The organism is Actinomyces sp. Z16, assembly GCF_003111765.1.
Classification (GTDB): domain Bacteria; phylum Actinomycetota; class Actinomycetes; order Actinomycetales; family Actinomycetaceae; genus Actinomyces; species Actinomyces glycerinitolerans.
Window position 1 is genome coordinate 2,943,454 of the sequence record NZ_CP027862.1, and the last position, 22,210, is coordinate 2,965,663.

Here is a 22,210-nt window from a genome sequence, read left to right on the forward strand (position 1 = left end):
TCTCGCTGAGACGCTCCCCTTGGTTGCGACCACAACCACCCAATCGGACCCCGGTTAAGAAGATACGGCTGGCATGACTAACCTCTCCTCCACGGCAGTCATAGTCGTCAACTACGGATCGCACGAGCTGCTGGAGACCAATCTCGTCCCCCTTTCCGCCGACGCTTCCCCGAGTACCGGGACACCTCGGATTGTGATCGTAGACAACGCGACGACCCCCGCCGAGCGGGCAGCCGTGACCGCCCAGGCCCAAGCCCACGGCTGGCTGACGGTACTGCCCGACGCCAACCTCGGCTTCGGCGCCGGCGTGAACCTGGGCGTCCGAGCAGCACTCGACGCCGGCGCCCAGACGTTCGCCATCCTCAATCCGGACGCGACCATCGCCCCCGATCAGCTCGCCGCGCTCGTGGCGCATGTAGAGGCGGACCCCATGACGCTCGTCGCTCCCATGATCGTCGACGATGTCGGCAGGCCCGTCTTCTACGGCTACCGCGTGGACCTGACCGACGGCGCCACCCGGTCTCCACGCACCACTCTGATCCCGGGGCACCGTCACGCGGAATGGCTGACCGGCGCCTGCTTCGCGGTCTCCCGCCGGCTGTGGGAGGCGACCGGTGGCCTGGCGGAGGACTACTTCCTGTACTGGGAGGACGTCGACTTCTCCCTACGCGTACTGGCCGCCGGCGGTCGTCTGCTCAACGACACCGACATCGTCGCCCGCCATGTGGAGGGCGGAACCCAGCGCCCCCGCCGAGACGCAACCGGCAGCGAATCGGCGGACCCCGCCGGCGCGGCCGACACCACGTCGCGTGAACGGCCGGGCGGGCAGCGGCACTCGGCTACCTACTACTACTGGAACGTCCGCAACCGCCTGCTGCTGGGTACGCGCTGGGCACGCCGCGGAGAACTGGCCCGCTGGGTGCGGCGCACCCCCCAGGAGTCCTGGCGGATCCTCCTGCGCGGCGGCCGCCGTCAGCTGCTGACCCATCCCACCACCACCCTGGTGCCCGCCGTACGCGGGGCGATCGACGGGCTGCGTCTCGTCCACCGGGAACGCTTCACCCCACGAGAGAGGCCCAATGACCGCTAGCTCCACCGCCTCCGCCGCGTGGCCCGACCGGCTGCGCATCGCCATGCTCGGAACCCGCGGCGTGCCCGCACGCTACGGGGGCTTCGAGACCGCCATCGAGGAGGTCGGCCGTCGCCTCGCCGCACGGGGCCACCGGGTACTCGTCTACTCCCGCAACCCCGAACCGGACACGCCCCTGCCCCGCATGTATCGCGGCATGCGGGTGGTGGAGCTGCCGGCGCTGAAGAAGCGCTCCCTGGAGACGCTCTCCCACACCGCACTGTCGGTGCGGCACCTGCTGCCGCGCGTCCACCCGGACGTCGCCATCGTCTTCAACGCCGCCAACTCGCCCTTCCTGCCGGCCCTGCGCGCCGCCCGCATCCCCGTGGCCACCCACGTGGATGGCCTGGAGTGGCGGCGCGGCAAATGGGGGCCCACGGGCAGGCGCTACTACCGGGCGGCCGAGGCGCTGGCGGTGCGCTACTCGGACGCGCTGATCGCCGACGCCCAGGGCATCGCCGACTACTACGCCGAGGAGTTCGAGGCGGACACGGACCTGATCGCCTACGGGGCCCCGCAGGTCGTCGTCGGCACCGACCGGCTGGCCGAGCTCGGGCTGCGGGCCGACGGCTTCCACCTGGTGGTGGCCCGCTTCGAGATCGAGAACCACGTGGACGTGATCGTCGACGGCTACGTCCGCTCGGGGGCACGACTGCCACTCGTCGTCGTCGGCTCAGCCCCCTACGCGAATGAGTACACGGCCCGCATCGAGCAGCTGGCCGACTCCCGCGTCCGCCTACTCGGCGGGGTCTGGGACCAGGAACTGCTCGACCAGCTGTACGCGGGCGCGCTCGTCTACTACCACGGCCACTCCGTGGGCGGCACCAATCCCTCTCTGCTGCGCGCCATCGGCGCCGGGGCCGCCGTGGACGCGTTCGACGTCCCCTTCAACCGGGAGGTGCTCGGCGACGCCGGCCGCTACTGGGCCACGGACGCCGACGTCGCCGCCCTGGTCGACTCCGCGGAGGCCGATCCGGACGCGCAGGCACGCCGCGGGGAGCTGTCCCGCGGCCGCGCCGCCCTGTACGACTGGGATGAGGTGACCGATCGCTACGAGGCACTGTGCCGCCGCCTGGCCGAACAGGGCCCCCGACGCCGGCGCCCCTCCGGACGGCGAACGGGGGCATTCCCCGCATGAGTGCTCCCACCTCACCCCGGTCCGACTCACCCCTGGTGCTGGTCGCCCACCCGTCCCCCGACCTGTATGGCTCCGACTGGCAGCTAGTGGAGACCATCACCGGACTGATCGAGTCCGGCTACCGCGTCAACGTGGCCCTGCCCGAGGAGGGTCCGCTGGTGGGTGTACTCGAGGGTGTGGGGGCGCGCGTCGCCGTCGTCCCCTTCACGGTGCTGCGCAAGGCGCTGCTGAGTCCCCGCGGTCTGGCGGTCCTGGCGGCGCGGGCGCCCGGCGAACTCGCCCGGCTGCGCGGCCTGATCAAAGCCTGCGGCGCCGACCTGCTGCTGGCCAACACCGTGACGATCCCGTGGTGGCCGCTGGCGGGACGTGCAGCCGGCGTGCCGGTGCTGTCACACGTGCACGAGGCCGAGGACACCCAGCACCTGCTTATCCGCGCGGGTCTGAACGCACCACTGCTCGCCGCCACCCGGATCGTGGCCAACTCCGAGGCCGCCCGGCAAGCGCTGCTGTCCGCGCAGCCGCTGCTGGCAGGGCGCACCCGGGTAGTGCACAACGGCGTGGCGGGCCCGCCGCAGTCACCCGCCCCGCTGCATGAACGCGCTCCCCACGCACCGCTGCGGATTGCCATGGTGGGCAGGCTGTCCCCCGCAAGGGCGTGGACGTGCTGCTGGATGCGGTCGCGCTGCTGCGCGAACGCGGTGTCGACGCCTCGCTGGAGGTGGCCGGCTCGATCTTCCCGGGCTATGAGTGGTACGAGGCGCAGCTGCGCGAGCGTGCCGCCGCACCGGACCTGGCCGGGCACGTGGATTTCCTCGGTTATGTCCACCCGACCTGGCCGGTGCTGGAACGGGCGGACGTCGTCGTCGTGCCCTCGCGGCAGGAGCCCTTCGGCAATACGGCCGTGGAGGCCATGCACGCCGCCCGTCCGCTGGTCGCCTCGGGCGTGCAGGGCCTTAAGGAAGTCGTAGACGACGGCGTCACCGGCCTGCTCGTGCCCCCGGATGACCCCGCGGCGCTCGCGACTGCACTGGGCAGGCTCGCCGCCGACCCCGACCTCGCCGCCCGCCTGGCCCGGTGCGGGGCGCAGGAGGCGCGCACCCGCTTCAGCGTCGCCGGCTACCGGGCGGCCATGACCGCGGTGGTCCGCAATCTCATCCCCGCGTGAAGGCGTCAACTGTTGGGTGGTGCGACCCCATTAGCGCGGCCGCATCACCCCCCCATCGGCGCATAGCCAACCGCTCAGTTGCGGATTGCAGGTTTGAGGGGATTGTTCACCAGTCCGGCGTCAAGGCTCAGCTCCCCCGTGAGCGGCTGGTCGGGGCGCTCGAAAGACATGGCGTGGTCGGCAAGGTAAACCGCCATCTCCGGGAAACTCGAGTACGCCGGCGCGATGAAGTGCTGGGAGGAGGCAAGCAGGTACAGGTCGACGATCGCCGAGCGCACGCCCTCGGTGGTGTTGTAACCGCCCTTGTCACTCAGGGCGACGCAGCCGTCGAAGCGACTCATGATCCGTTCCTGCGCCTCGGCGGTGTCGCAGGACAGGTAGAAGCGCACGTCGGGGAATCGTTCGCGCGCCGCGCGCATGCGCTGCTCGAACCACTCCACCGGTGAGGACTGCAGGGTCTTGGCGTGCGAAACCGTATGGGAGCGCACCTGCACTCCCACGTAGCGCCGCCCGCGCAGGGAGTCGTCGAAGACTCGGTTGACTCGTTCGGCGATCTCCGCAACCGGGGTCAGGGCGCGGAAGTCCTCCGTCCACGGTCGCATGCCATCGTCCCAGGTGACCGGCTGCCCGCCGGAGCGGATCTGCCACAGGTGATCGCGCCGCATGGACTCCGTGATCGCCGTCGGTCCGGGACCGTAGAAATGGTGGATCGGTGAGATGGCCCGAGAGGCCCAGCGCGGCACGCGGTGCCCGGCGTCGAAGTGCCATAGCTCGTCCATGGCCGGACCGAAGTAGCGGTCCGTCCCCCACACGTAGAACAGCTCCCGTCCCTCGCGCTCGGCCAGCACCTTCGCGGACAGCAGCGCCCGCACCCGGTTGCCGAGACCATCCTGGCGGCCGGTGTATATCAGCAGCGACTTGGGGCCGGTGAGCAGCCTGAATGGGGTCGGCAATGACATCAGCGCTGCCCCCGCAGTTCCAGATACCACTTGGGCAGCGCCAGGACCACGTAGCCCGCATAGCCGACGAGCATGAGCCCGTACACCCACAGGAACACCACGGGCGCGAAGCGCAGCACCAGCACCAGGCACATCAGCCCGTAGTCGGTGGGCACCGACAGCAGTGACTTAAGCACGCCCGCGCGGCCCTCGTCCTTCGCCAGAGGGGTGCCTCCGGCGTAGCGCAACTGGTAGGTGAGGATGTAGCTGAAGAAGTGGATGTTCTGCACCGCGCCGAAGGCCAGCGGCACCAGCAGGAGTGCCGGGGTCGACAGGTCGGCGAACCGGAACAGGCCGATGGCGATGGCACCGTGGATAGTGGACAGCTTGATCACGTCGGCCACGTGGTCCAACCACTCCCCCGCCTTCGAACCGCCATGGCGCAGCCGCGCCAACTGGCCGTCCGCCGAGTCCAGGGCATAGCCGAGCATCAGCAGCAGGGATGTGGCCACACAGGCGAGCACCGAGGGGCGCCATACGGCCAGCAACACGATGCCGACATAGGTGCAGCAGGCGGAGATCGCCGTGACCTGGTCAGGCGTCATGCCCAGCCGGTGGGCGATGGCGGCGAGTACCCGCCCCACGGGCCGGTTGATCAGGCGGGAGTACAGCGGGGCACCCGCCTTCGCCTTCTGCGCCGACGCCAAGGCATGAATGTTCTCCCGGATTGAGGGGCGAGGACTCGTCTGGGACGCGGATGCGCTCATCCAGAGCTCCAATCAGTAGTACAACGACATAACAAGTTAGCATGCCCCGCGCGGCGCCGACTCCGGCCGAGGCCGGTAGCTCCCGGCGTGCTACTCCGCCGTGGTCGGGACGTCGCGCAGAGTGGGATTGGGGGTCATGGCGCGCAAGCCGTTCCAGGCGAGGTTGACCATGTGAGCGGCCACCTCTTCCTTGCTCATCGCCGGGTTGTCCAGCCACCACTGCGAGGGCATGGCCACAATGCCGACCAGCATCTGCGCGTACAGCGGGGCGGTGCGCGGATCGAGCCCGTGCGTGGAGAACTGCTTGGCGAGCAGCCCCGACACTTGGATCGCGACGTCGGCCAGCAGGGTGGAGTAGGTGTCCGAGCTGTGGGTGTTGGTGGCGGACAGGATGCGGAAGCCGTCGGAGGATTCCTCGATGTAGGTGAGCAGCGCCAGCGCGGCGCGCTCGACGATCACCGAGGCGGACGAGGAGGACTTTAGCGCCTGCGTGATCGTGGTGGAGATGGCGGTGAGTTCGCGGTCCACGATGACGGCGTACAGGCCTTCCTTGCCACCGAAGTGCTCATAGACCACGGGCTTGGACACCTTGGCGCGGTTGGCGATCTCCTCAATGCTGGTGGCCTCGAAGCCCTTCTCAGCGAACAGCGCTCGGGCCACGGTGATCAGTTGCTCACGCCGTTCGGAGGCGCTCATCCGGGTTCTCTTGCTGGCCTTGCTGCTCATAACTGCTCGTTGGGTGTCTGCGTCTTGCAACTCGGGTATGCCGGGGCATCCGACAAGGCGTTGCGCGCGCAACGCCTGGGCATCGGGGACAAACGACGGCTTTCGGCTTCCTCCTGCTTCAAAGTGAGCCTAACACGGCGCGCCTGCGAAGCCCCTGTCGGCGGCACACGCGGGCCGTTTCACCCCGACCAGCATTGCCGGGCGCCAAGGACGCCCCTCGGCGGCACTGGGCGCACAGGGGACCGCCGCACGGGAGCCGCGAGTATGGCGCCCGGGCGGGCGGTTCGGCTTGCTCGACGCCGCCGACGGCCGCCCACGCACCCGGCGTCGCCCCGGAATCCAACACCACAACCCCCGAAGCTGGAAGAGCTGGTTTGGGCCCGCCCGGGACTGTCCAAGGCGTTACCCCACTCGACGGCGACCAGCACAGCTGGTTTGGGCCCGCCCGGGGGCTTGCGGCTCTGCCCGGCGCCCGCACCTTTCCCGCTCCCCTACTCGGACCGCGTCCCTCCAGTTGGACCGCGAATCTGCACTGGGACCGCTTGAGAGTGCGTCTGGGGCGGTCCAAGTGCAGCCCGGCGGTCCAAGTAGAGCCGGGCGTTCCAAGCAGACACGGGCCAGTCGATCGAACCGCAAGCAACCACACACCTCAGACGCCACCCCAACCCCCGCCTCCACACCCGCAAACCGGAAGATCCGCATTAGCACCGCCGAATAATCATCCAACCAGGCCCTCGAGCGGACACAAATCGTGACCGTACGTTATAAAAAAGTTGCTAAATGTGACGCACGACGCTCATATACCGCCAGAAACAACGAGTCCGCCACGCTAAAAATCTCAGTAATGTCACGGCAGCGTCGCCGCCATAATCAATTCTTTACTTTTACGCCCAACCCCGTTCAGAGCTCCACCCAACCCGGCACACCCACCCCAACACACCCTACAAACCGCATCATCACGCCGCTTACCTCCCAAGCCCTTGAAGCACCCCGCCGCCACCTCCGCCCCGAACACTAGCTTCACGCCGTCTCTTTCTGTGCATCTGTTCACGTTCATACCCAACGGCCTCGCGTAGGTAGTAGATTCGGTGGGGACATCGACGAATAAACCCGCGCCCAGCGCCTAACCCGGCGCCCTCGCAGGTCATTTCAGCGGTACTTCCGCTCCGTCCTCTCACGCGTCTTCCATAAGCAACCGCAAACATCCTTGGAGTCGTCTTGGCCAGCCCGACCAGCCCTTCGTCTCGACCACAGTCCGCCGGGCACGACGACCAGAACCCGGACTCCGCGCGGATCCTGCCGCGGCTGACGTCACCGCTGTTCACCGACTGGCCGACCATGCGCCAGGATCTGCTGTCCTGGATCATGCTCAGCGACCTCACGGCCGTGGTGCTTCCGGTATGGGTGGCGCTGATCAGCCTGAGCTGGGGGGCATCACGGCTGCTGCTGACCGCGCTCACCGGTATCTTGATGGTGTCACTCACCTGGGCGTCGGGCGCACTGGGCGTCGATGTTGTCGACCAGGCACGCTCGGGCGGCGAGCGGGTAGCCCTGGCCACTCTGATCACCGCGCCCGTGGCACTTCTTCTGGGGCAACTGCTTACCCCCGGCCTCCCCGCCGGGTCGGTACTGGCGCCACTGGCCACGCAGTTCGCGCTAGCAGTCGTCGGACGCACCATCGAAAGCAATTGGTTGCGCACCCGCCGCATGGAGGGGCACGGCCTGCGCCGCACGCTCATCGTGATGGGACCGGGCGCCGAGCCGATTCTGCGCGATCTGCGCTCTCACCCCGGAGACGGCTTCCTCGTCGTCGGCTACGTCTCCTCCAGTACCAACCACTCCCGAACCGCCGCTCACCTGGGCGACCAGGACGCGATCAACGCGATGATCCGCGCCGAGCACATCGACGTCGTAATGACGCTCGGAGGAGTCGGCCCGGAGGATCTTGTAACCCTGATGCGTGGCCTGACCTCGACCGGTGCGCGCCTGGTGGTCGCCCCCGGTCTGCAGGACGTGGTGCCCGGACGCATGCGCGGGCTACCCGTCACCCACGGCTGGACGGGTCTGATCGACGTGAGCCTGCGCCGCACGCGGCTGCTCGCCAAGGAGGTGTTCGACCGCGTCGCCGGCAGCCTCCTGCTTCTGATCGCCTCCCCGATCCTGGCCGGAGCCGCACTGGCCGTACGTATGGACTCCCCCGGCCCCGCCTTCTACACCCAAACCCGGGTCGGGGCGGGCGGCAAGCACTTCACCCTGTGGAAGCTGCGCTCGATGTACACCGATGCCGATGCCCGCCGCGCCGCCGTGGTGAGCGCCGGTGGTGACGTCGGCAACGAGGTGCTGTTCAAGAACCGCACCGACCCGCGTATCACCCGGGTGGGTCGCTTCATCCGCCGCACCTCCATCGACGAGCTGCCGCAGCTGATCAATGTGGTGCGCGGGGAGATGAGCCTGGTCGGCCCACGCCCGGCACTGCCCAGTGAGGTCGCCGAGTACGACGCCGAGGCCCGCCGACGGCTACTGGTCAAGCCCGGTCTTACCGGCCTGTGGCAGGTGTCGGGCCGCTCCGACCTGTCCTGGGACTCGACGGTCGCGCTGGACCGCCACTACGTTGAAAACCGAGGCGCCCGCCTGGACGCCAGCATCTTCCTGTCAACCTTCAAGGCCGTCGTCGGCGGCAAGGGAGCGTACTGATGATCACCGGCTACGTGCCCGGCGGCTTCGACATGCTGCATATCGGACACCTCAACGTCCTCACCGCGGCCGCCACCCGCTGCGACCGTCTGATCGCGGGCGTCGCCACAGACGAGTCCCTCAAGCGCATGAAGGGGCGTCCTCCGATCGTGCCGCAGGATGAGCGCATGGCACTGGTCGCCGCACTGCGGGTGGTCGACGCCGTCGTCCCCGACTTCGATCAGGACAAGCGCCTGGCCTGGAAGCGCGAGCCCTTCGACATCCTGTTCAAGGGCACCGACTGGCAGGGCACGGAGAAGGGCGACCGACTGGAGCAGCAAATGGCGGAGGTCGGCGCGACCGTCGTCTACCTGCCCTACACGCCCACCACGTCCTCCAGCATGCTGCGGCGCATGCTCACACAGGAGATCGCCACGCACTCGGGCGCAACCGGCAGGTGAAGGGCATGCCTGCCCCAAAGCGCCTTTTCCCCCGCTCCAGCTGGCCAAGCCTCAAACTGTCTCGAAGGCGGCGCCGGGGCCTGTCCGCTGCCCTGGCGGGCCTGGCCGCGCTCTGCCTGGGCACTGCCGCCTGGTTGCACGACGGCGTCCCCCAGGCGGATGTCTCGCTCAACGACGGCGGTGTGTGGGTGACCAGCACCGCGGAGCACCTGGTGGCCCGATTGAACTATCCGTCCAAGCAGGTGGACGGCTCAATCCGCACCGCGTCCGCGGACTTCGACGTCACCCAAAGCGGGGAGGACGTGCTCGTCCCCGACCTGGCGGCCGGCTCGGTGGCGGCGGTGGATCCCACCGCCGTGGCACTATCCACCAGCACGCAGCTGACCGGCGGAACTACCGTGTTGCAGGGCGCGGACCGGGTGTTCGCCGTGGATGCCGAGGCCGGTACCGTATCCGGCACCACCGTCGACGCGGTTGACCTGCTCGCCGCCGCCCCCACCCTGATCGAGGGCATGCCAGGCGTCGTGGCCGTGGCCGGCACCGACGGCTCCCTGTATGCCGTGTCCTCCCGATCCGGCACACTGACCACGGTTCCGGCGAACTCCTCCGGATGGGGAAAGGCCTCGGCACAGTCGCTGAGCTTCACCGACGCCACCGACCTGGCCATCACTGCCGTCGGCGATCGGCCGGTCGTGCTCGAGCGCGGCACCGGGATCGTGCACCTGCCTGACGGGACGAGCACGGATCTGGGGACCTCCGGCCTGGTACTGCAGCAGCCCGGTCCGAGCGCCGACGCCGTCCTGGTGGCCTCGCGGACCGCGATTATGTCCGTCCCGCTGGACGGCTCACCGGCGACCACCATCCCGGCCTCTGCCGACGGCGAGGCGGCTCCCGGCGTCGCCGCCCAGCCTGTGCGCCTGGGCGACTGTGTCTACGGTGCCTGGTCCGGCTCCGGCCAGTTCCTGCGGCAGTGTGGCGACGACGTCGACGCCGTCAGCGACGACGCCCTGGCCTCCTCCTCCCGGCCCGTGTTCCGCGTGAACCGGGACGCGATCGTCCTCAACGACATCACCCAGGGAACCGTGTGGCTGCCCGACGAGAACCTGGTCCTGGTGGAGGACTGGACCGATATCACCTCCCAGACCGACGACCAGTCCGACGACAAGGACGAATCGGCAGAGACCTCCGACGCCCAGTCTCAGCCCGAGCGCACCGAGGAGAACCACCCGCCCCAGGCCAATGACGACACCCTGGGCGTGCGCCCCGGACGCTCCACCGTGCTGCAGGTGCTGGCCAACGACTCCGACCCGGACGGCGACGTACTCAGCGCCGAACCGGGGGACACCGGCGCCGCCCAGGTGACCTCCTCCCAGTCCGGCCTGGCGCTGCGCATCGACGTCCCCGAGGATGCCACCGGCACCTACACCGTCCCCTACACCGCCTCCGACGGGCGCGGCGGCGCCGACTCCGCGGTAGCCGCCGTGGAGGTACACGACTGGAGCGTCAACAACGCCCCGAGCAAATCTCCACCCCAACGCTGGTGATCGCCGCCGACGCCTCCGGGTCCCTAGACGTGCTGGGCAACTGGCTGGACCCCGATGGCGACACCCTCTACCTGGTGTCCGCGCAGGGCGAGGGCTTCGACGTGCGCACCACCAACGAGGGCACCGTCACCGTGCGCGACATGACCGGCGCCGTCGGCACCCGTACCCTGACCGTGGTCGTCTCCGACGGGCAGCAGGCCGCCTCCGGCACCGTTACGGTGGACGTACAGTCCGCTGACTCGGTCGCCCCCATTGCCAACCCCGACCACGTGCTGGTGGTCGCCGGGACATCCACCGTGGTCTCCCCCCTGGACAACGACGTCTCCCCCACCGGCGACCCGCTCAGCTTGGCGGGCGTGGAGGAGACCCCCGCCGGCACAAACCTGGAGGTCAACCAGCAGGCCGGCACCTTCACCTTCTCCGCCGAGCAGGCCGGCACCTACTACGTCACCTACGATGTCACCGCCGGCTCCGCCGTGGCCCAGGGGATCGTGCGCGCAGATGTGGTCGAGCCCTCCGAGCCGGACGTCCCCCGGTCACGGAGAACGACACCGTGCTGCTGCGGGAGGGAGGCTCCGCCACGGTTGCGCCGCTGAACAACGACTTCGACCCCGCGGGTGGCGTCTTGGTGCTGCAGTCGGCGAGTGCCCCCGACCAGTCGGGGGTGAGCGTCACGGTGGTGGACCACTCCCTGCTGCAGGTATCCGCCCCCGGCGCGATCGGGCAGAGTGTGGAGGTGGAGTACACGGCCTCCAACGGGACCGCCTCCGCCACCGGCCACATGACCGTGGTCCCGGTCACCACTGCCGAGTTGCAGGTGCCGATCGCGAGCCCCGACTCCGCCGTCGTGCGCGTGGGCGATGTGGTGACCGTGTCCGTGCTGGACAATGACACCTCCCCCTCGGGACTGGCCCTGAGCGTCGCGGATGAGCTCGGAGTGGCTGGTGCGGACCTGGGCACCGCCTGGACCAGCGGCGACGTGGTTCGCTTCAAGGCCGACGATGCCCCGGGCCGTACCACCCTGTCCTACACGGTGTCCGACACCCAGGGGCAGAGCGCCTTCGGCCAGATCGACATCGAGGTGCGCGCCCGCGACGACGCCGCCAACGCCGCTCCGGTCCCGCAGAGCCTGGAGGCCAGCACCGTCGCCGGCTCGGCGGTGGCCATCACCGTGCCGCTGGACGGGATCGACCCCGACGGCGACTCCGTCAGCCTGGTGGGGCTGGCCCAGACCCCGACGTCGGGAACCGTGGAGGCCTCCTCCACCTACCTGACCTACACCCCCCACGAGGGGGCCACCGGCACCGACACCTTCACCTACACGGTCGAGGACCGCTTCGGGGCGCAGGCCACCGGGACCGTGCGCGTGGGCGTGGCCGCAGCGCCCGAGACGAACACGGCTCCGGTGGCCACCGACGACCTGGTGGTGGCCCAGCCCGGCCGCACCGTGGTCACCGACGTCGTCTCCAATGACTTCGACGCCGACGGCGACACCCTCGCCATGGAGGACGCGCCCCTGAGCGATGACCCGGCACTGACGACCTCCATGCGCTCCGGGCGGGCGGTGGCAGACCTGCCCGGCACGGAGGGTGTGTATACGGCCCACTACCGGGTCGCCGACGGACGCGGCGGCATGGACGTGGGCACCATCACCTACCAGGTGCTGGCCGACGCTCCCCTGATCAGCCCCATCGGCGTGGACGACTACGTCACGGTGGACCAGGTGGACGCAGACGGCATGGCGACCGTATCCGTGCTGGACAACGACCAGGACGCCGACGGCTCCCCCTGGGACCTGACCGTCACGACCGCGGACCCGACCGCCGAGGTGGTCGACTCCTCCATCCGAGTCAGCGTCGGCGACGAGCAGCGCCTGGTGCTGTACACGATCACCGATCAGGACGGGCTGACCGGGAACGCCGTCATCGTCATCCCCTCCCGCGACGACCTGCGCCCGCGGCTGGATTCGGCCGCCATCCCGGTGCGCATCCCGGCGGACACCACCACTACCGTGGATCTGGCCGACTACATCCTCACCCGCGTCGGCACGACGCCCACCGTCGCCGACGACGCGACGGTACGCACCGGAACCGGCCTGGATGAGGCCGCGGTGTCCGGCGGTGGTGGCTCCCTGGACCTGACTCCCGCCGCGGGCTTCTCCGGGCAGACCTCCGTGACCCTGACGGTGACGGACTCTGGAGGCGACGGCGCCCTGTCCTCCAACCTGACCCTGCCGGTGGTGGTGGAGGCCACCGGGAACACACCCCCCGGCTTCACCCCCACCGAAGTGATCGTGGCCGCCGGAGAGGACGCCGTCACCGTCGACCTGTCGGCCATGACCCAGGACGCCGACGGCGACGAACTCTCCTTCTCGATCGGTTCCGCCCCCGCCGGCTTCACCGCCTCGTTGTCCGGCTCAACCGTGTCGGTATCGGCCGAGGTCGGCACGGCGACGGGCACCACCGGCACCCTGCCGGTGACGGTGGACGACGGCAATAACGACCCCGTGACCGGCCAGCTGCCGCTGCGGGTCTCCGAATCCACCCAGCCGCTGATGACGACGGCGCCGGCCGTGCTGACCTCCGACGGCTCCCCCGTCAGCATCGACGTCTACACGCTGGTGACCAACCCCTTCCCCGACCAGCCGATCACCCTGTCCGGCTCCCCGCAGGTCACCTCCGGCACCGGGAACGTGACCACCTCCGGCACCACGCTCACCATCACGCCCGGGGCCGGCTTCGCGGGCCGCCTGGTGGTCCGCTACGAGGTACTGGACGCCACCGGCTCCGCCTCGCGTGCCGTCACCGGCACGGTCACCGTCACGGTCACCGCCGTGCCGAACGCCCCCACCGGGGTCTCGGCCAGCCCGTCCGGCGCCACCGCCATGAAGGTGTCCTGGGTGCCGGGGGCGGACAACGGCTCCGCGATCACCGGTTACACCGTCACCGAGGTGAACGGGGCCGGCTCCTGGCGGTGCGCCGGCTCTCCCTGCGCCGCCACCGGCCTGACGGCGGGCGGCACCTACTCCTTCCAGGTGGTGGCCACCAACGCCGCCGGAGACTCCGCACCGTCGGCCGCCTCCGCCCCGGTGACCCTGACCGTCACCCCGGACGCGCCCACCGGCGTGAGCCTGACCGGCGGGAACGGCTCCGTGACGGTCTCCTGGGGCGCAGCCACCCCCATCAGCGGGGTTTCCATCACCTATGAGGTGCAGCTGCTGCAGGGAGGCAACGTGTCATCCACCCAGGTGGTCTCCGGGACTTCGGCGACCTTCGGCCGATTGAATCCGGGCAGCTACACCGCCCGCGTGCGGGCGGTGGTGTCCGGCTCCGGGCAGTCCGCCTGGGCCACGTCGGCCGGCAGCGCCAGTGTCTACGGCGCCCCGGGCAAACCGGGCACGCCCAGCATCAGCTGGGACGGAAGCAACCTGAACATCAGTTGGACCGCCGCGGCTAACAACGGTGACGCCGTCAGCTACACCGTCGCCATCTCCGGTTCGGTCATGCAGACGGTCCAGGCCGGGGCCAACACCTCGGTGTCCGTGCCGGTCTCGCTGGGGGCGGGCACACACGCCGTCTCGGTGACCGTCACCGCCGCGAACCAGGCCGGCTCGGCCACCTCCACGCCGGGATCTAAGAGCTTCCGCATCACCGGCAAGCCCAGCGCACCGTCGGCACCCGTAGCGGCCGCCTCCGGGACCACGATCACCATTACCCAGGGCTCGGTTGCCGCCTCCGGCGGCGGCTGGGACGCCGGCGAGCTCGAGATCGAGTACCGACTGGTCGACGCCGCCGGCAACCAGGTCAAGGGCTGGGACGACGACAACACCTCCTTCTCCGGCCTGACCCCGGGCGCCACCTATTACGTGGAGGCGCGCACGGTGGTGGACGACGACGAGTCCATCGTCTCCACCACGGTGCGCTCCAACGCGGTCACACTGCCGAAGTCGAACGTTGCGGTTGGCACGCAGAAGAGCTTCACAATCACCACGGGGATCCCAGAGGCCACCTGCACTCAGCAGGACCTCGATGAGACAGGCTTCTCCAGCGGCAGTTGCTGGCGGATAGTGGTAGACGTGTCCGGCTTCAATCCCGACAGCACGGTCTCCTGCAGCTACACCTACCGCGACACTGCAGACGGACAGACGAAGCCTTATTCCGAATCCTTCACGGTCGACTCACAGGGTGGGGGCCGCCATGTGTTCCCGCACCGTAGCCCGAATTCCGATCGTCAGATCACCTGCACGCAGCAGTAGATCGGCAGTTGTTTAACTGTCCAACCCGGCTGTGTCCCGGACGCCGTCTGCGGTCTCCATGCGATCTACCATGACGAAGACCGGTACCCGACTAAGGAGCACCCCACCATATGCCCATGACCCAGGAGAACGCGATGTGGTTCGCCGAAACCTTTGACAAGGTGGTAGATAACGTCGGCGAGGCACTACTTGGCAAGCAGGACGTGATCCGCTTGGCGCTGACCACCATGCTCGCCGAGGGGCACCTCCTGCTGGAAGACGCCCCCGGCACCGGCAAGACGGCACTGGCCCGCGCCCTGGCCGCCAGCGTGCAGGGCAGCCACTCGCGCATCCAGTTCACACCGGACCTGCTGCCGTCGGACATCACCGGCGTGACCATCTACAACCAGAAGACCACCGCCTGGGAGTTCCACCCCGGTCCGGTCTTCGCCTCCGTGCTCCTGGCCGATGAGATCAACCGCGCCTCCCCCAAGACCCAGTCCGCCCTGCTGGAGGTCATGGAGGAGTCGACGGTCACCGTCGACGGCGTGCAGCACGAGACCGGCCGTCCCTTCATGGTGATTGCCACCCAGAACCCCATTGAGCAGGCCGGCACCTACCGGCTGCCCGAGGCGCAGTTGGACCGCTTCCTGATGAAGACCTCCATCGGCTACCCCAGTCGAGAGGCCCTCACCAGCATCCTGGCGGGCTCGGATCACCCCGACCGCTCCCGCGGCCTGGAGGCCGTCATCACCTCCGGTGCGATCGCCTCCATGTCGGATATCGCGTCACAGAACCACGTGGAGGACTCGATCCTGGATTACATCGGCGCCCTGGTGGAGGCCACCCGCGAATCCCCGGACACGCAGCTGGGTGTATCCACCCGTGGCGCCATCGCCATGGCCCGGGTGACACGCGTGTGGGCGGCCTCGCAGGGGCGCCCCTACGTGCTGCCGGACGACGTCAAGGAACTCGCCGAGGTGGTGTGGGCGCACCGCCTGGTCATGGACCCCGACGCCGCCTTCTCCGGCGCCACCGCCGCCGGGGTCATCACCCGTGCGCTGGCCGACGTGCCCGCCCCCACCACCCGCTGAGCGAACACTCATGGCCAGCCCAGCCTCGCCCCCGCAGACACAAGCCGACACGCCCTCGGCCATGCGGCACACCGTGCAGGAGACACTGCGGACCGCCCGCACCGCCACCGCCCGGCTCCGCTCCGGCACCTCCCGGTGGCGCAGCTGGGGGGTGGTCACGGCTGCGCGCCGCAGCCTGGCCGTAGTCACCTCAACCGGCTGGGCGTGTCTGCTGCTGCTGGGTATCTGCGTCGCCGGCGGGGTTCGGGCCGGCTGGCAGGAGGCATGGGCCGCCGCCGCGGTGCTGGGCGTCGTCGTCGCCACCGCCTGGCTGTGGCTGCTGCCGCGCGGCGGGCACACCGTTCACCACGAGCTGTTCGAGCGGCGCGTCACGGTCGGGGACAACGCCATCGTCCACGTGACCGTGCACAACCCCACCGGCCACCCCCTGCTGCCCACCCGCATGGAGATGCCCGTGGGAGCCGCCAACGCCGTCTTCGCCGTACCCACGCTGTCTCCGGGAGGCGACCACGAGCGCGGCTTCATCCTGCCCACGGCCCGCCGCAGCGTCGTCACCGTCGGCCCGGTCATCTCGGTCAACTCCGACCCGGTCGGCCTACTGCGCCGCGAGCGCAATCGCACCGAGGCGCAGACCGTGCACATTCATCCGCGTACGATCCGGCTGGGTGTGACCCTGCGCGGCATCATGCGCGACGTCGAGGGCGCCGTCACCCAGGAGCTGTCAAGTTCGGACGTGTCCTTCCACGCGCTGCGTGACTACGTCCCCGGAGACGACCGCCGCAACGTCCACTGGCGCACCACGGCCCGCACCGGCCGGCTCATGGTGCGTCAGTTCGAGGAGACGCATCGAGCCAACCTACTGGTGCTCCTGGACACCCGGCCCGACGACTACGAAACCGCCGAGGACTTCGAGACCGCCATCTCGGTGGCCTGCTCACTGGCACTGGGCGCCATCTCCGACGGCCGCGAGGTCACCGTCCTCACTCAGACCGAGGCGCTGCCGACCGCCACCGGCATGCGCCTGCTGGACGCCTCCTGCCTGCTGACGGAGACGCCCGACGCCTACGGCTGCGACGAGCTGGCCCGCCAAGCCACGACCCGCCACCCGGAGGCCTCCGTGATGGTGCTGGTCACCGGTCAGCGCTGCGAGGACACCGTGCTGGGGCGCGTGCGCACCATCACCCCGGTGGACACGGTGGTGATTGCACTGCGCTGTGGGTCCCGCCCATTCGGACGCCGCACCCTGGGCACTCTCACCGCCTTCGACCTGGACCGCCTGGAGACGCTGCCCGCGGTGATGCGGAGGGCGGTATGAGCGCCCTGCTTGGAAAGCGCTGGCTCTACCAGTTGCTGGTCACCGTGCTGCTGCTGATCGGCACCGTGCCCTTCATCATTCCCTTCGGCTCCACGGTCGGCATGCTCGTCGCCGCGGTCGGAGTAATCCTGGGCGTGGTCATCGGCCTGGCCACCGCCCGCGCCCACCTGTCGGCGCTGCCCACCCTCGCCGTCACGGCGACGGCGCACGTGCTGCTCGCCCCCTTGCTGCTACCCGACGTTGACCACAACCTGCACGGGCTGCATACGGTCCTGTCCGCCACCATCACCGTATGGCGCGACGCGCTCGCCCTACCGTTGCCATTGACCGCCTTCTCCGCCATGACGGTCCTGCCGTGGCTGACCGGGCTGACCGGAGGCGTGCTGGCGACCCGTGCCATCGCGGCGGACCGGCTCCACCTGGCCGGATTCGTAGTCCTGGGCGCGGCGGCGATCGGCGTCGCCTGGGGTGACGCGGACGCGCCCCTGCCGGCCGCCATCGGCGCGGTACTTGTGGCCGGTGTGCTCGGAACGTGGGCGCTGGCCGCGCAGCGAGGCCGGCGCGAGCGCGTGGCCGAGGCCCTGGAGGACTCCGACTCGGGCATCGCTACGGGTACCCGTCGCGGCGTGGCCCGGGCGGGTGCGCTGCTGCTGGCGGTTGCACTCGCCGTCGCCATCACCGCCCCCGCCGCACCACACACCCGCACGGTGCTGCGGGACCTGTTCACCCCGCCGCTGGACCTCACCGAGTACGCCACCCCCCTGTCGCTGGTACGCACGCTGGAGACGGAGATGGCCTCCACCAACCTCATGGAGCTCTCCGGTCTGCCCGAGGGCGCCCGCATACGCATCGCCGCCCTGGACTCATACGACGGCCTGTCCGCGCGCATCGGTCAGGATGCCGGCACCGGCTCTCACTTCCAGCACGTCGGCAAGGGGACGCCGCTGGTGGCCACAGACACCGCCTCCGCCGCAGACAATGCGGCGGGCGCGGTGAACTCGGTAAACACGGGAAACACAGCCGACGCCGTCACCGTCAACTTCACTCTCGACGGCTACACCTACCCTTGGGTGCCCACCGTCGCCGACGCGCTGTCCATCACCCCCTCCGGGGCTCGCGCCGATGCCATCGCGGACTCCCTGTTCTACGACTCCTTCTCCTCAACCGGGATTGTCACTGCCCGACTGGCCGCGGGCGACGTCCTGACCGAGAACATCGCGGTCCCGGACGCCCTCTCCGACTCGGACCTGTCCCGGCTGGCGCTCGCCGACGTCGAACTCGGCCCCGTCGAGGATGTTCCGGCGGCCGTCCAGGCGCTGGCCCACTCACTGGTCGGCTCCGAATCGGAGCCGCTCAACCAGATCCGCATCCTCCAGCAGGCACTGCGCACGGGCTACTACTCCGACGGCACCAAGAGCCCCTCCGCCCCGGGGCACGGCGCCGCCCGCCTGGCGGCCATGGTCACCGCCGACTCCCTGGTGGGCGACGACGAACAGTACGCGGTGCTGATGATGCTCATGTGCCGTTCGCTGGGGATCCCGGCGCGTGTAGTCATGGGCTTCGATCCGGCTATCGACGGCGACGCCTCCGACGTCACCGGACAAGACGTCAGTGCCTGGGTGGAGGTGCCCTTCGAGCAGGCCGGCTGGATCGGTTTCACCGTCACCCCCGAACGCGACCAGGTGCCCCAACAGCAAAGCGCCCGCAAGGTGTCCAACCCCGAGCCGCAGGTGCTCCAGCCCCCGCTGCCCCAGCAGGACCCGGCCGAACTGCCGCCGGTCTACGACGATAATGACAACAACGGCTCGGAGGAGGACCACGTCACCGGCGTCCCCACCGCCGTGATCGTCACGGCGGCAGTGGTCGCGGGGATTGCGGCACTGCTGGCGGCCATACTCGCCGCAAAGGCGCTGCGCCGTAAACGGCGCCGCCGTCGGCAGGGAGTTGAACGCGCCCTGGGGGCGTGGGACGAGGTGGTCGACCGCGCCCGCGACTTCGGTAGGAGGGCGCCGGACGGCGTAACCCGCAGAGAGGCGGCCGCCGAGCTCTCCTCGGGGTTCCCTCAGGCGGAGCTTCACCGCTTCGCGCGGGCAATCGACGCTCAGGTATTCGCGGCGGGCGACCCGTCATCGTACGATTTGAACCAGATCTGGGAATCCGCCGACCTCATCATCCCGGTGATGGGGTCCGATCGACCGTGGTGGCGCCGCCTGCTGGCGCGCCTGTCACCGCGGTCGTTGTGGCGGCCCGCTGGGCGCAGAGCGCGGCCAAGCACTTCGAGGAGGACACACCTGTGACGGCCACTTCAGCATCGCATCGCGCCGAGGGTGTGCCGACACCGCCCCTGCCCGACCCGGCGCAGGCCCCCGTCACGCGCACCCCGCAGGCCCCCGCCACCACGCTCTCGCCCCCCATGCCGACGCCGCCCGCCCGGCACCCATCCGGGCGCGCGTGCTCGCGGGGCTGGTCGATCTGGCCGGGGGTACCCTGGCGGGCGCGGTGCTCACCACGCTCCTACACCTGATCGGGCTCGGTAGTTGGGTAATCGCGGCACTGCTGGCGGCTGTGATCGTACTGGCAGTGCGCGAGGTGGGCCTTGGGCGCACCGGCTGGAGCCCGGGCGGCCGCCTCATGGATGTGCGTGTGGTCAACGACCGCAACGGGCTTCCCCCGGGAGTCGGCGTGCTCCTTCACGCGGACCTCACCTTCATATGTGTGGCACCGACGCTTGGACTGGGCGCCATTGCGCTGCTGTACACGGCTGCCGCGGACCCGGAGGGCCGAGGTTGGCATGATCGGCTCACCGGCGTCAGGATGGTGAGCGTGAATCCACACACTCCTGACCATGTCCCCGCCTCGCAACCCGAGGCCGTCCCAACCTCTGGAGCCGGCGCACGCGGGCCCTTCTCAGAAGCGCGCTTCGCATTCATGCCATCCGGGGGCCCGATTACGCAGGTGCAGGACACCGTCGACAGCGCCAGGGCATCCTCCGTGCCGAACAGCCGGGCGGCGATCATCGACTCGGTGCCCTGGTCGGCCGTGCCCACCGCGTTGGACGCCACCACCGATGACGCCCCCACCGCCCCCTCCGGCATCGCCGTCGGCTCCGCCGGCCGCAGTGCCCATGCCGCCGAGCCTGCGCGCTCCGAAACGCAACCGGCGCAGCCCAGCGGGGGCACGCGCCGCCGGAGACGTACCTCGCACCGCAAGCCCGAACCCGAGACGGTGCGAATCAGGCTCGTGCCGGCGGACGGTGGCGCACCGATCACGCTGGTCTCCCCCACGGTGGTCGGCCGGGATCCGGACAACATTTCCGCCTACCCGCAGGCGGCATGCGTCATCCTGCCCGACGTCAACCGCTCCATCTCCAAGACACATGCGGCCCTGGCCCCAGTCCCCGGAGGCCTATGGGTCACGGACCTGCACTCCACCAACGGCACCCGCGTTGAGCAGCAGGGCAGCGTCAGGCAGGTGCAGCCGGAGGTGCCGGCCCCCGCGCCGGTCGGCTCGGTCCTCATCCTCGGGCGGGCGTCCTTCCGCGTGGAGGGCTGACGACCGCCGCCGGCCCCGCCGGGCCGCGGCGCTCATGCGCCCGCCCCATCCTGCCAAGGCGCGCCACTACTCGGCGCTTTGCGCCTACCCTGCCGTCGTGCTCACACACAGTGAGGTAGGGGCGGAGGTTCTGCCATCGGCACGCACGCTGTAGACCTCGATGCAGGTGCTGCCCGATCGGGCCGGCAAAGTGACCGTGGTTGCCTGCGTGGACTGCATGGCGGGGTCCCGCTCCCCAGCCAGGTCCTCGCGATACAGGAAGCTGCCGTCCCAGTCCTCCTCCGGCGCCTCCCAGGTGAACGTGACCGTAGCACCGTCGTCGGAGAGGTTGCCGACCAGGTTGCGGGGTGGTGTCACCGATGCTCCCAGCGGGTCGGCGCTGGCCGCCGGGGCAAGGGTCGCGAAGGTTGCGACGGGCCGACTGTTCTCCGCCATGCGTGAGCTGACCACGGCGGCAATGACCAACGCCACCGTGACGATCGCGGCGAGTATCCCGATCGACAGCCGCGAGCGCCGCGTTCCGTCCCCCGGCTCCTCATCCGTCGCCTGGACGTCGACGACGGGAACTTGCGTCTCGGCCTCTGCGACGGGCTCGAACACGCCCAGGCGCGTGGCCTTGGGATCGTCGAACAGGATGTCGGCATCGTGGATGGGTTCAGCGTCGCCGGCCGCGTGGAACAGATCCACCGCGGTGATGGGCAGGCCCAGTTCGGCCTGAACCTGCTGCAGTGCTCGTGCGAATGCCAGAGCCGAGGGGTAGCGTCGGGCAGGGTCCTTGTCCATCGCCACGCTGAGCACCCGGTACAGGGACGGCGGCACATCCTGGCGCCCCAGCGGCGGAAGCGGGTCTTTGATGATGCGCCGCGACAACTCGTAAACAGAGTCAGAGGCCTCGGGAATCTCAAACGGGCTGCGGCCCGTGAGCATCGCATAGGCGGTCGCCGCCAGGGAATAGATGTCCGAGGCCGGATCGGCCAGGTGGGATCCGACCAGCTGCTCGGGCGGCGCCCAGGGCACGCTCATGCCGCGCAACTCGTCGCCTTCACTGCGCGGCCCGCTCATGGCGGAGATACCGAAGTCGGAAAGTACCGGCCGACGATAAGCGGTGAACAGGATGTTGGCGGGCTTGATGTCGCGGTGCACGATGCCGACGCGATGCGCGGACTCCACCGCCCCGGCGATCTGAATGGTGGTGCTCAAGGCGTCGGCGACGCTCAGCGGCCCACGGCGCAGCACCGTGCTCAACTGCGGCGGCGGGCAGTACTCCATCACCAGGAACGGGCGCCCATCGTCGGCCGTACCCGCACCGTAGATGGACAGGATGGCCGGGTGCGAGGACACCTGCGCCATCAGGTTGGCCTCGGACTCGAAGCGGGAGACGGGGCCCAGAGCCACGCCGCAACTCATGACCTTGACGGCCACCTCCCGCTGTGGCATGTGCTGCTCGTACAGGTAAACCCGCGAGTAGCCCCCC

The 22,210-nt window shown here is 69.6% G+C and carries 15 protein-coding genes and 1 pseudogene; 12 read left to right on the forward strand and 4 right to left on the reverse strand.

What is annotated here, in order from left to right; translation table 11 throughout:
- The first annotated feature begins 73 nt into the window (after nt 1–73).
- From C3B71_RS12330 to C3B71_RS12340, 3 genes and pseudogenes are all read left to right on the forward strand, one after another.
- Nucleotides 74–1,090: a glycosyltransferase family 2 protein gene (locus C3B71_RS12330; RefSeq protein WP_108968429.1), complete on the forward strand. Its 1,017-nt coding sequence runs from the start codon at nt 74–76 to the stop codon at nt 1,088–1,090.
- Complete coding sequence (locus tag C3B71_RS12335; RefSeq protein ID WP_108968431.1) at nt 1,080–2,267, forward strand: DUF1972 domain-containing protein; 1,188 nt, start codon at nt 1,080–1,082, stop codon at nt 2,265–2,267. The genes C3B71_RS12330 and C3B71_RS12335 overlap by 11 nt, the downstream gene beginning before the upstream one ends.
- A pseudogene (locus tag C3B71_RS12340) lies at nt 2,264–3,432 on the forward strand (glycosyltransferase family 4 protein). The gene C3B71_RS12335 and the pseudogene C3B71_RS12340 overlap by 4 nt, the downstream one beginning before the upstream one ends.
- A gap of 74 nt (nt 3,433–3,506) precedes the next feature.
- Here C3B71_RS12340 and C3B71_RS12345 read toward each other — a convergent pair.
- The 3 genes from C3B71_RS12345 to C3B71_RS12355 form a co-directional block, all read right to left on the reverse strand.
- Nucleotides 3,507–4,391 carry a hypothetical protein gene (locus C3B71_RS12345; RefSeq protein WP_108968433.1) on the reverse strand — a complete coding sequence of 295 codons (885 nt, stop codon included), beginning with the start codon at nt 4,389–4,391 and terminating at the stop codon, nt 3,507–3,509.
- Complete coding sequence (locus C3B71_RS12350) at nt 4,391–5,137, reverse strand: CDP-alcohol phosphatidyltransferase family protein (RefSeq protein WP_108968435.1); 747 nt, start codon at nt 5,135–5,137, stop codon at nt 4,391–4,393. The genes C3B71_RS12345 and C3B71_RS12350 overlap by 1 nt, the downstream gene beginning before the upstream one ends.
- Before the next feature lie 90 nt (nt 5,138–5,227).
- Complete coding sequence (locus tag C3B71_RS12355; RefSeq protein ID WP_108968437.1) at nt 5,228–5,863, reverse strand: TetR/AcrR family transcriptional regulator; 636 nt, start codon at nt 5,861–5,863, stop codon at nt 5,228–5,230.
- A 1,218-nt stretch (nt 5,864–7,081) separates the two neighbouring features.
- Between C3B71_RS12355 and C3B71_RS12360 the strand changes: the two genes are divergently transcribed.
- From C3B71_RS12360 to C3B71_RS12390, 9 genes are all read left to right on the forward strand, one after another.
- Nucleotides 7,082–8,557: a sugar transferase gene (locus tag C3B71_RS12360; RefSeq protein WP_234415905.1), complete on the forward strand. Its 1,476-nt coding sequence runs from the start codon at nt 7,082–7,084 to the stop codon at nt 8,555–8,557.
- On the forward strand, nt 8,557–8,997 hold the full coding sequence (locus tag C3B71_RS12365) for an adenylyltransferase/cytidyltransferase family protein (protein ID WP_108968439.1): 441 nt from the start codon (nt 8,557–8,559) through the stop codon (nt 8,995–8,997). The genes C3B71_RS12360 and C3B71_RS12365 overlap by 1 nt, the downstream gene beginning before the upstream one ends.
- A gap of 5 nt (nt 8,998–9,002) precedes the next feature.
- The gene (locus C3B71_RS16535) at nt 9,003–10,541 is read left to right on the forward strand and encodes an Ig-like domain-containing protein (protein ID WP_234415906.1); all 1,539 of its coding nucleotides are present in this window, start codon (nt 9,003–9,005) and stop codon (nt 10,539–10,541) included.
- Complete coding sequence (locus tag C3B71_RS16540) at nt 10,538–11,137, forward strand: Ig-like domain-containing protein (RefSeq protein ID WP_234415907.1); 600 nt, start codon at nt 10,538–10,540, stop codon at nt 11,135–11,137. The genes C3B71_RS16535 and C3B71_RS16540 overlap by 4 nt, the downstream gene beginning before the upstream one ends.
- Nucleotides 11,095–14,796 (forward strand): Ig-like domain-containing protein, encoded by a 3,702-nt coding sequence (locus C3B71_RS16545; RefSeq protein WP_234415908.1) that lies wholly within the window; start codon nt 11,095–11,097, stop codon nt 14,794–14,796. Before C3B71_RS16540 ends, C3B71_RS16545 begins: the two co-directional genes overlap by 43 nt.
- Nucleotides 14,797–14,906: 110 nt before the next feature.
- A complete protein-coding gene (locus C3B71_RS12375) occupies nt 14,907–15,869 on the forward strand; it encodes an AAA family ATPase (RefSeq protein WP_108968440.1) in 963 nt (320 codons plus the stop codon).
- A gap of 10 nt (nt 15,870–15,879) precedes the next feature.
- Nucleotides 15,880–17,184 carry a DUF58 domain-containing protein gene (locus C3B71_RS12380; protein WP_234415909.1) on the forward strand — a complete coding sequence of 435 codons (1,305 nt, stop codon included), beginning with the start codon at nt 15,880–15,882 and terminating at the stop codon, nt 17,182–17,184.
- Entirely contained in the window at nt 17,181–19,481 is a 2,301-nt protein-coding gene (locus C3B71_RS12385; RefSeq protein ID WP_108968442.1) for a transglutaminase-like domain-containing protein, read from the forward strand. The genes C3B71_RS12380 and C3B71_RS12385 overlap by 4 nt, the downstream gene beginning before the upstream one ends.
- Before the next feature lie 142 nt (nt 19,482–19,623).
- On the forward strand, nt 19,624–20,736 hold the full coding sequence (locus tag C3B71_RS12390) for an RDD family protein (protein WP_267896300.1): 1,113 nt from the start codon (nt 19,624–19,626) through the stop codon (nt 20,734–20,736).
- A gap of 84 nt (nt 20,737–20,820) precedes the next feature.
- Here C3B71_RS12390 and C3B71_RS12395 read toward each other — a convergent pair whose 3' ends face one another.
- Nucleotides 20,821–22,173, reverse strand: coding sequence for a serine/threonine-protein kinase (locus C3B71_RS12395; protein WP_108968446.1), 1,353 nt, complete (start codon nt 22,171–22,173; stop codon nt 20,821–20,823).
- Nucleotides 22,174–22,210 lie beyond the last annotated feature (37 nt).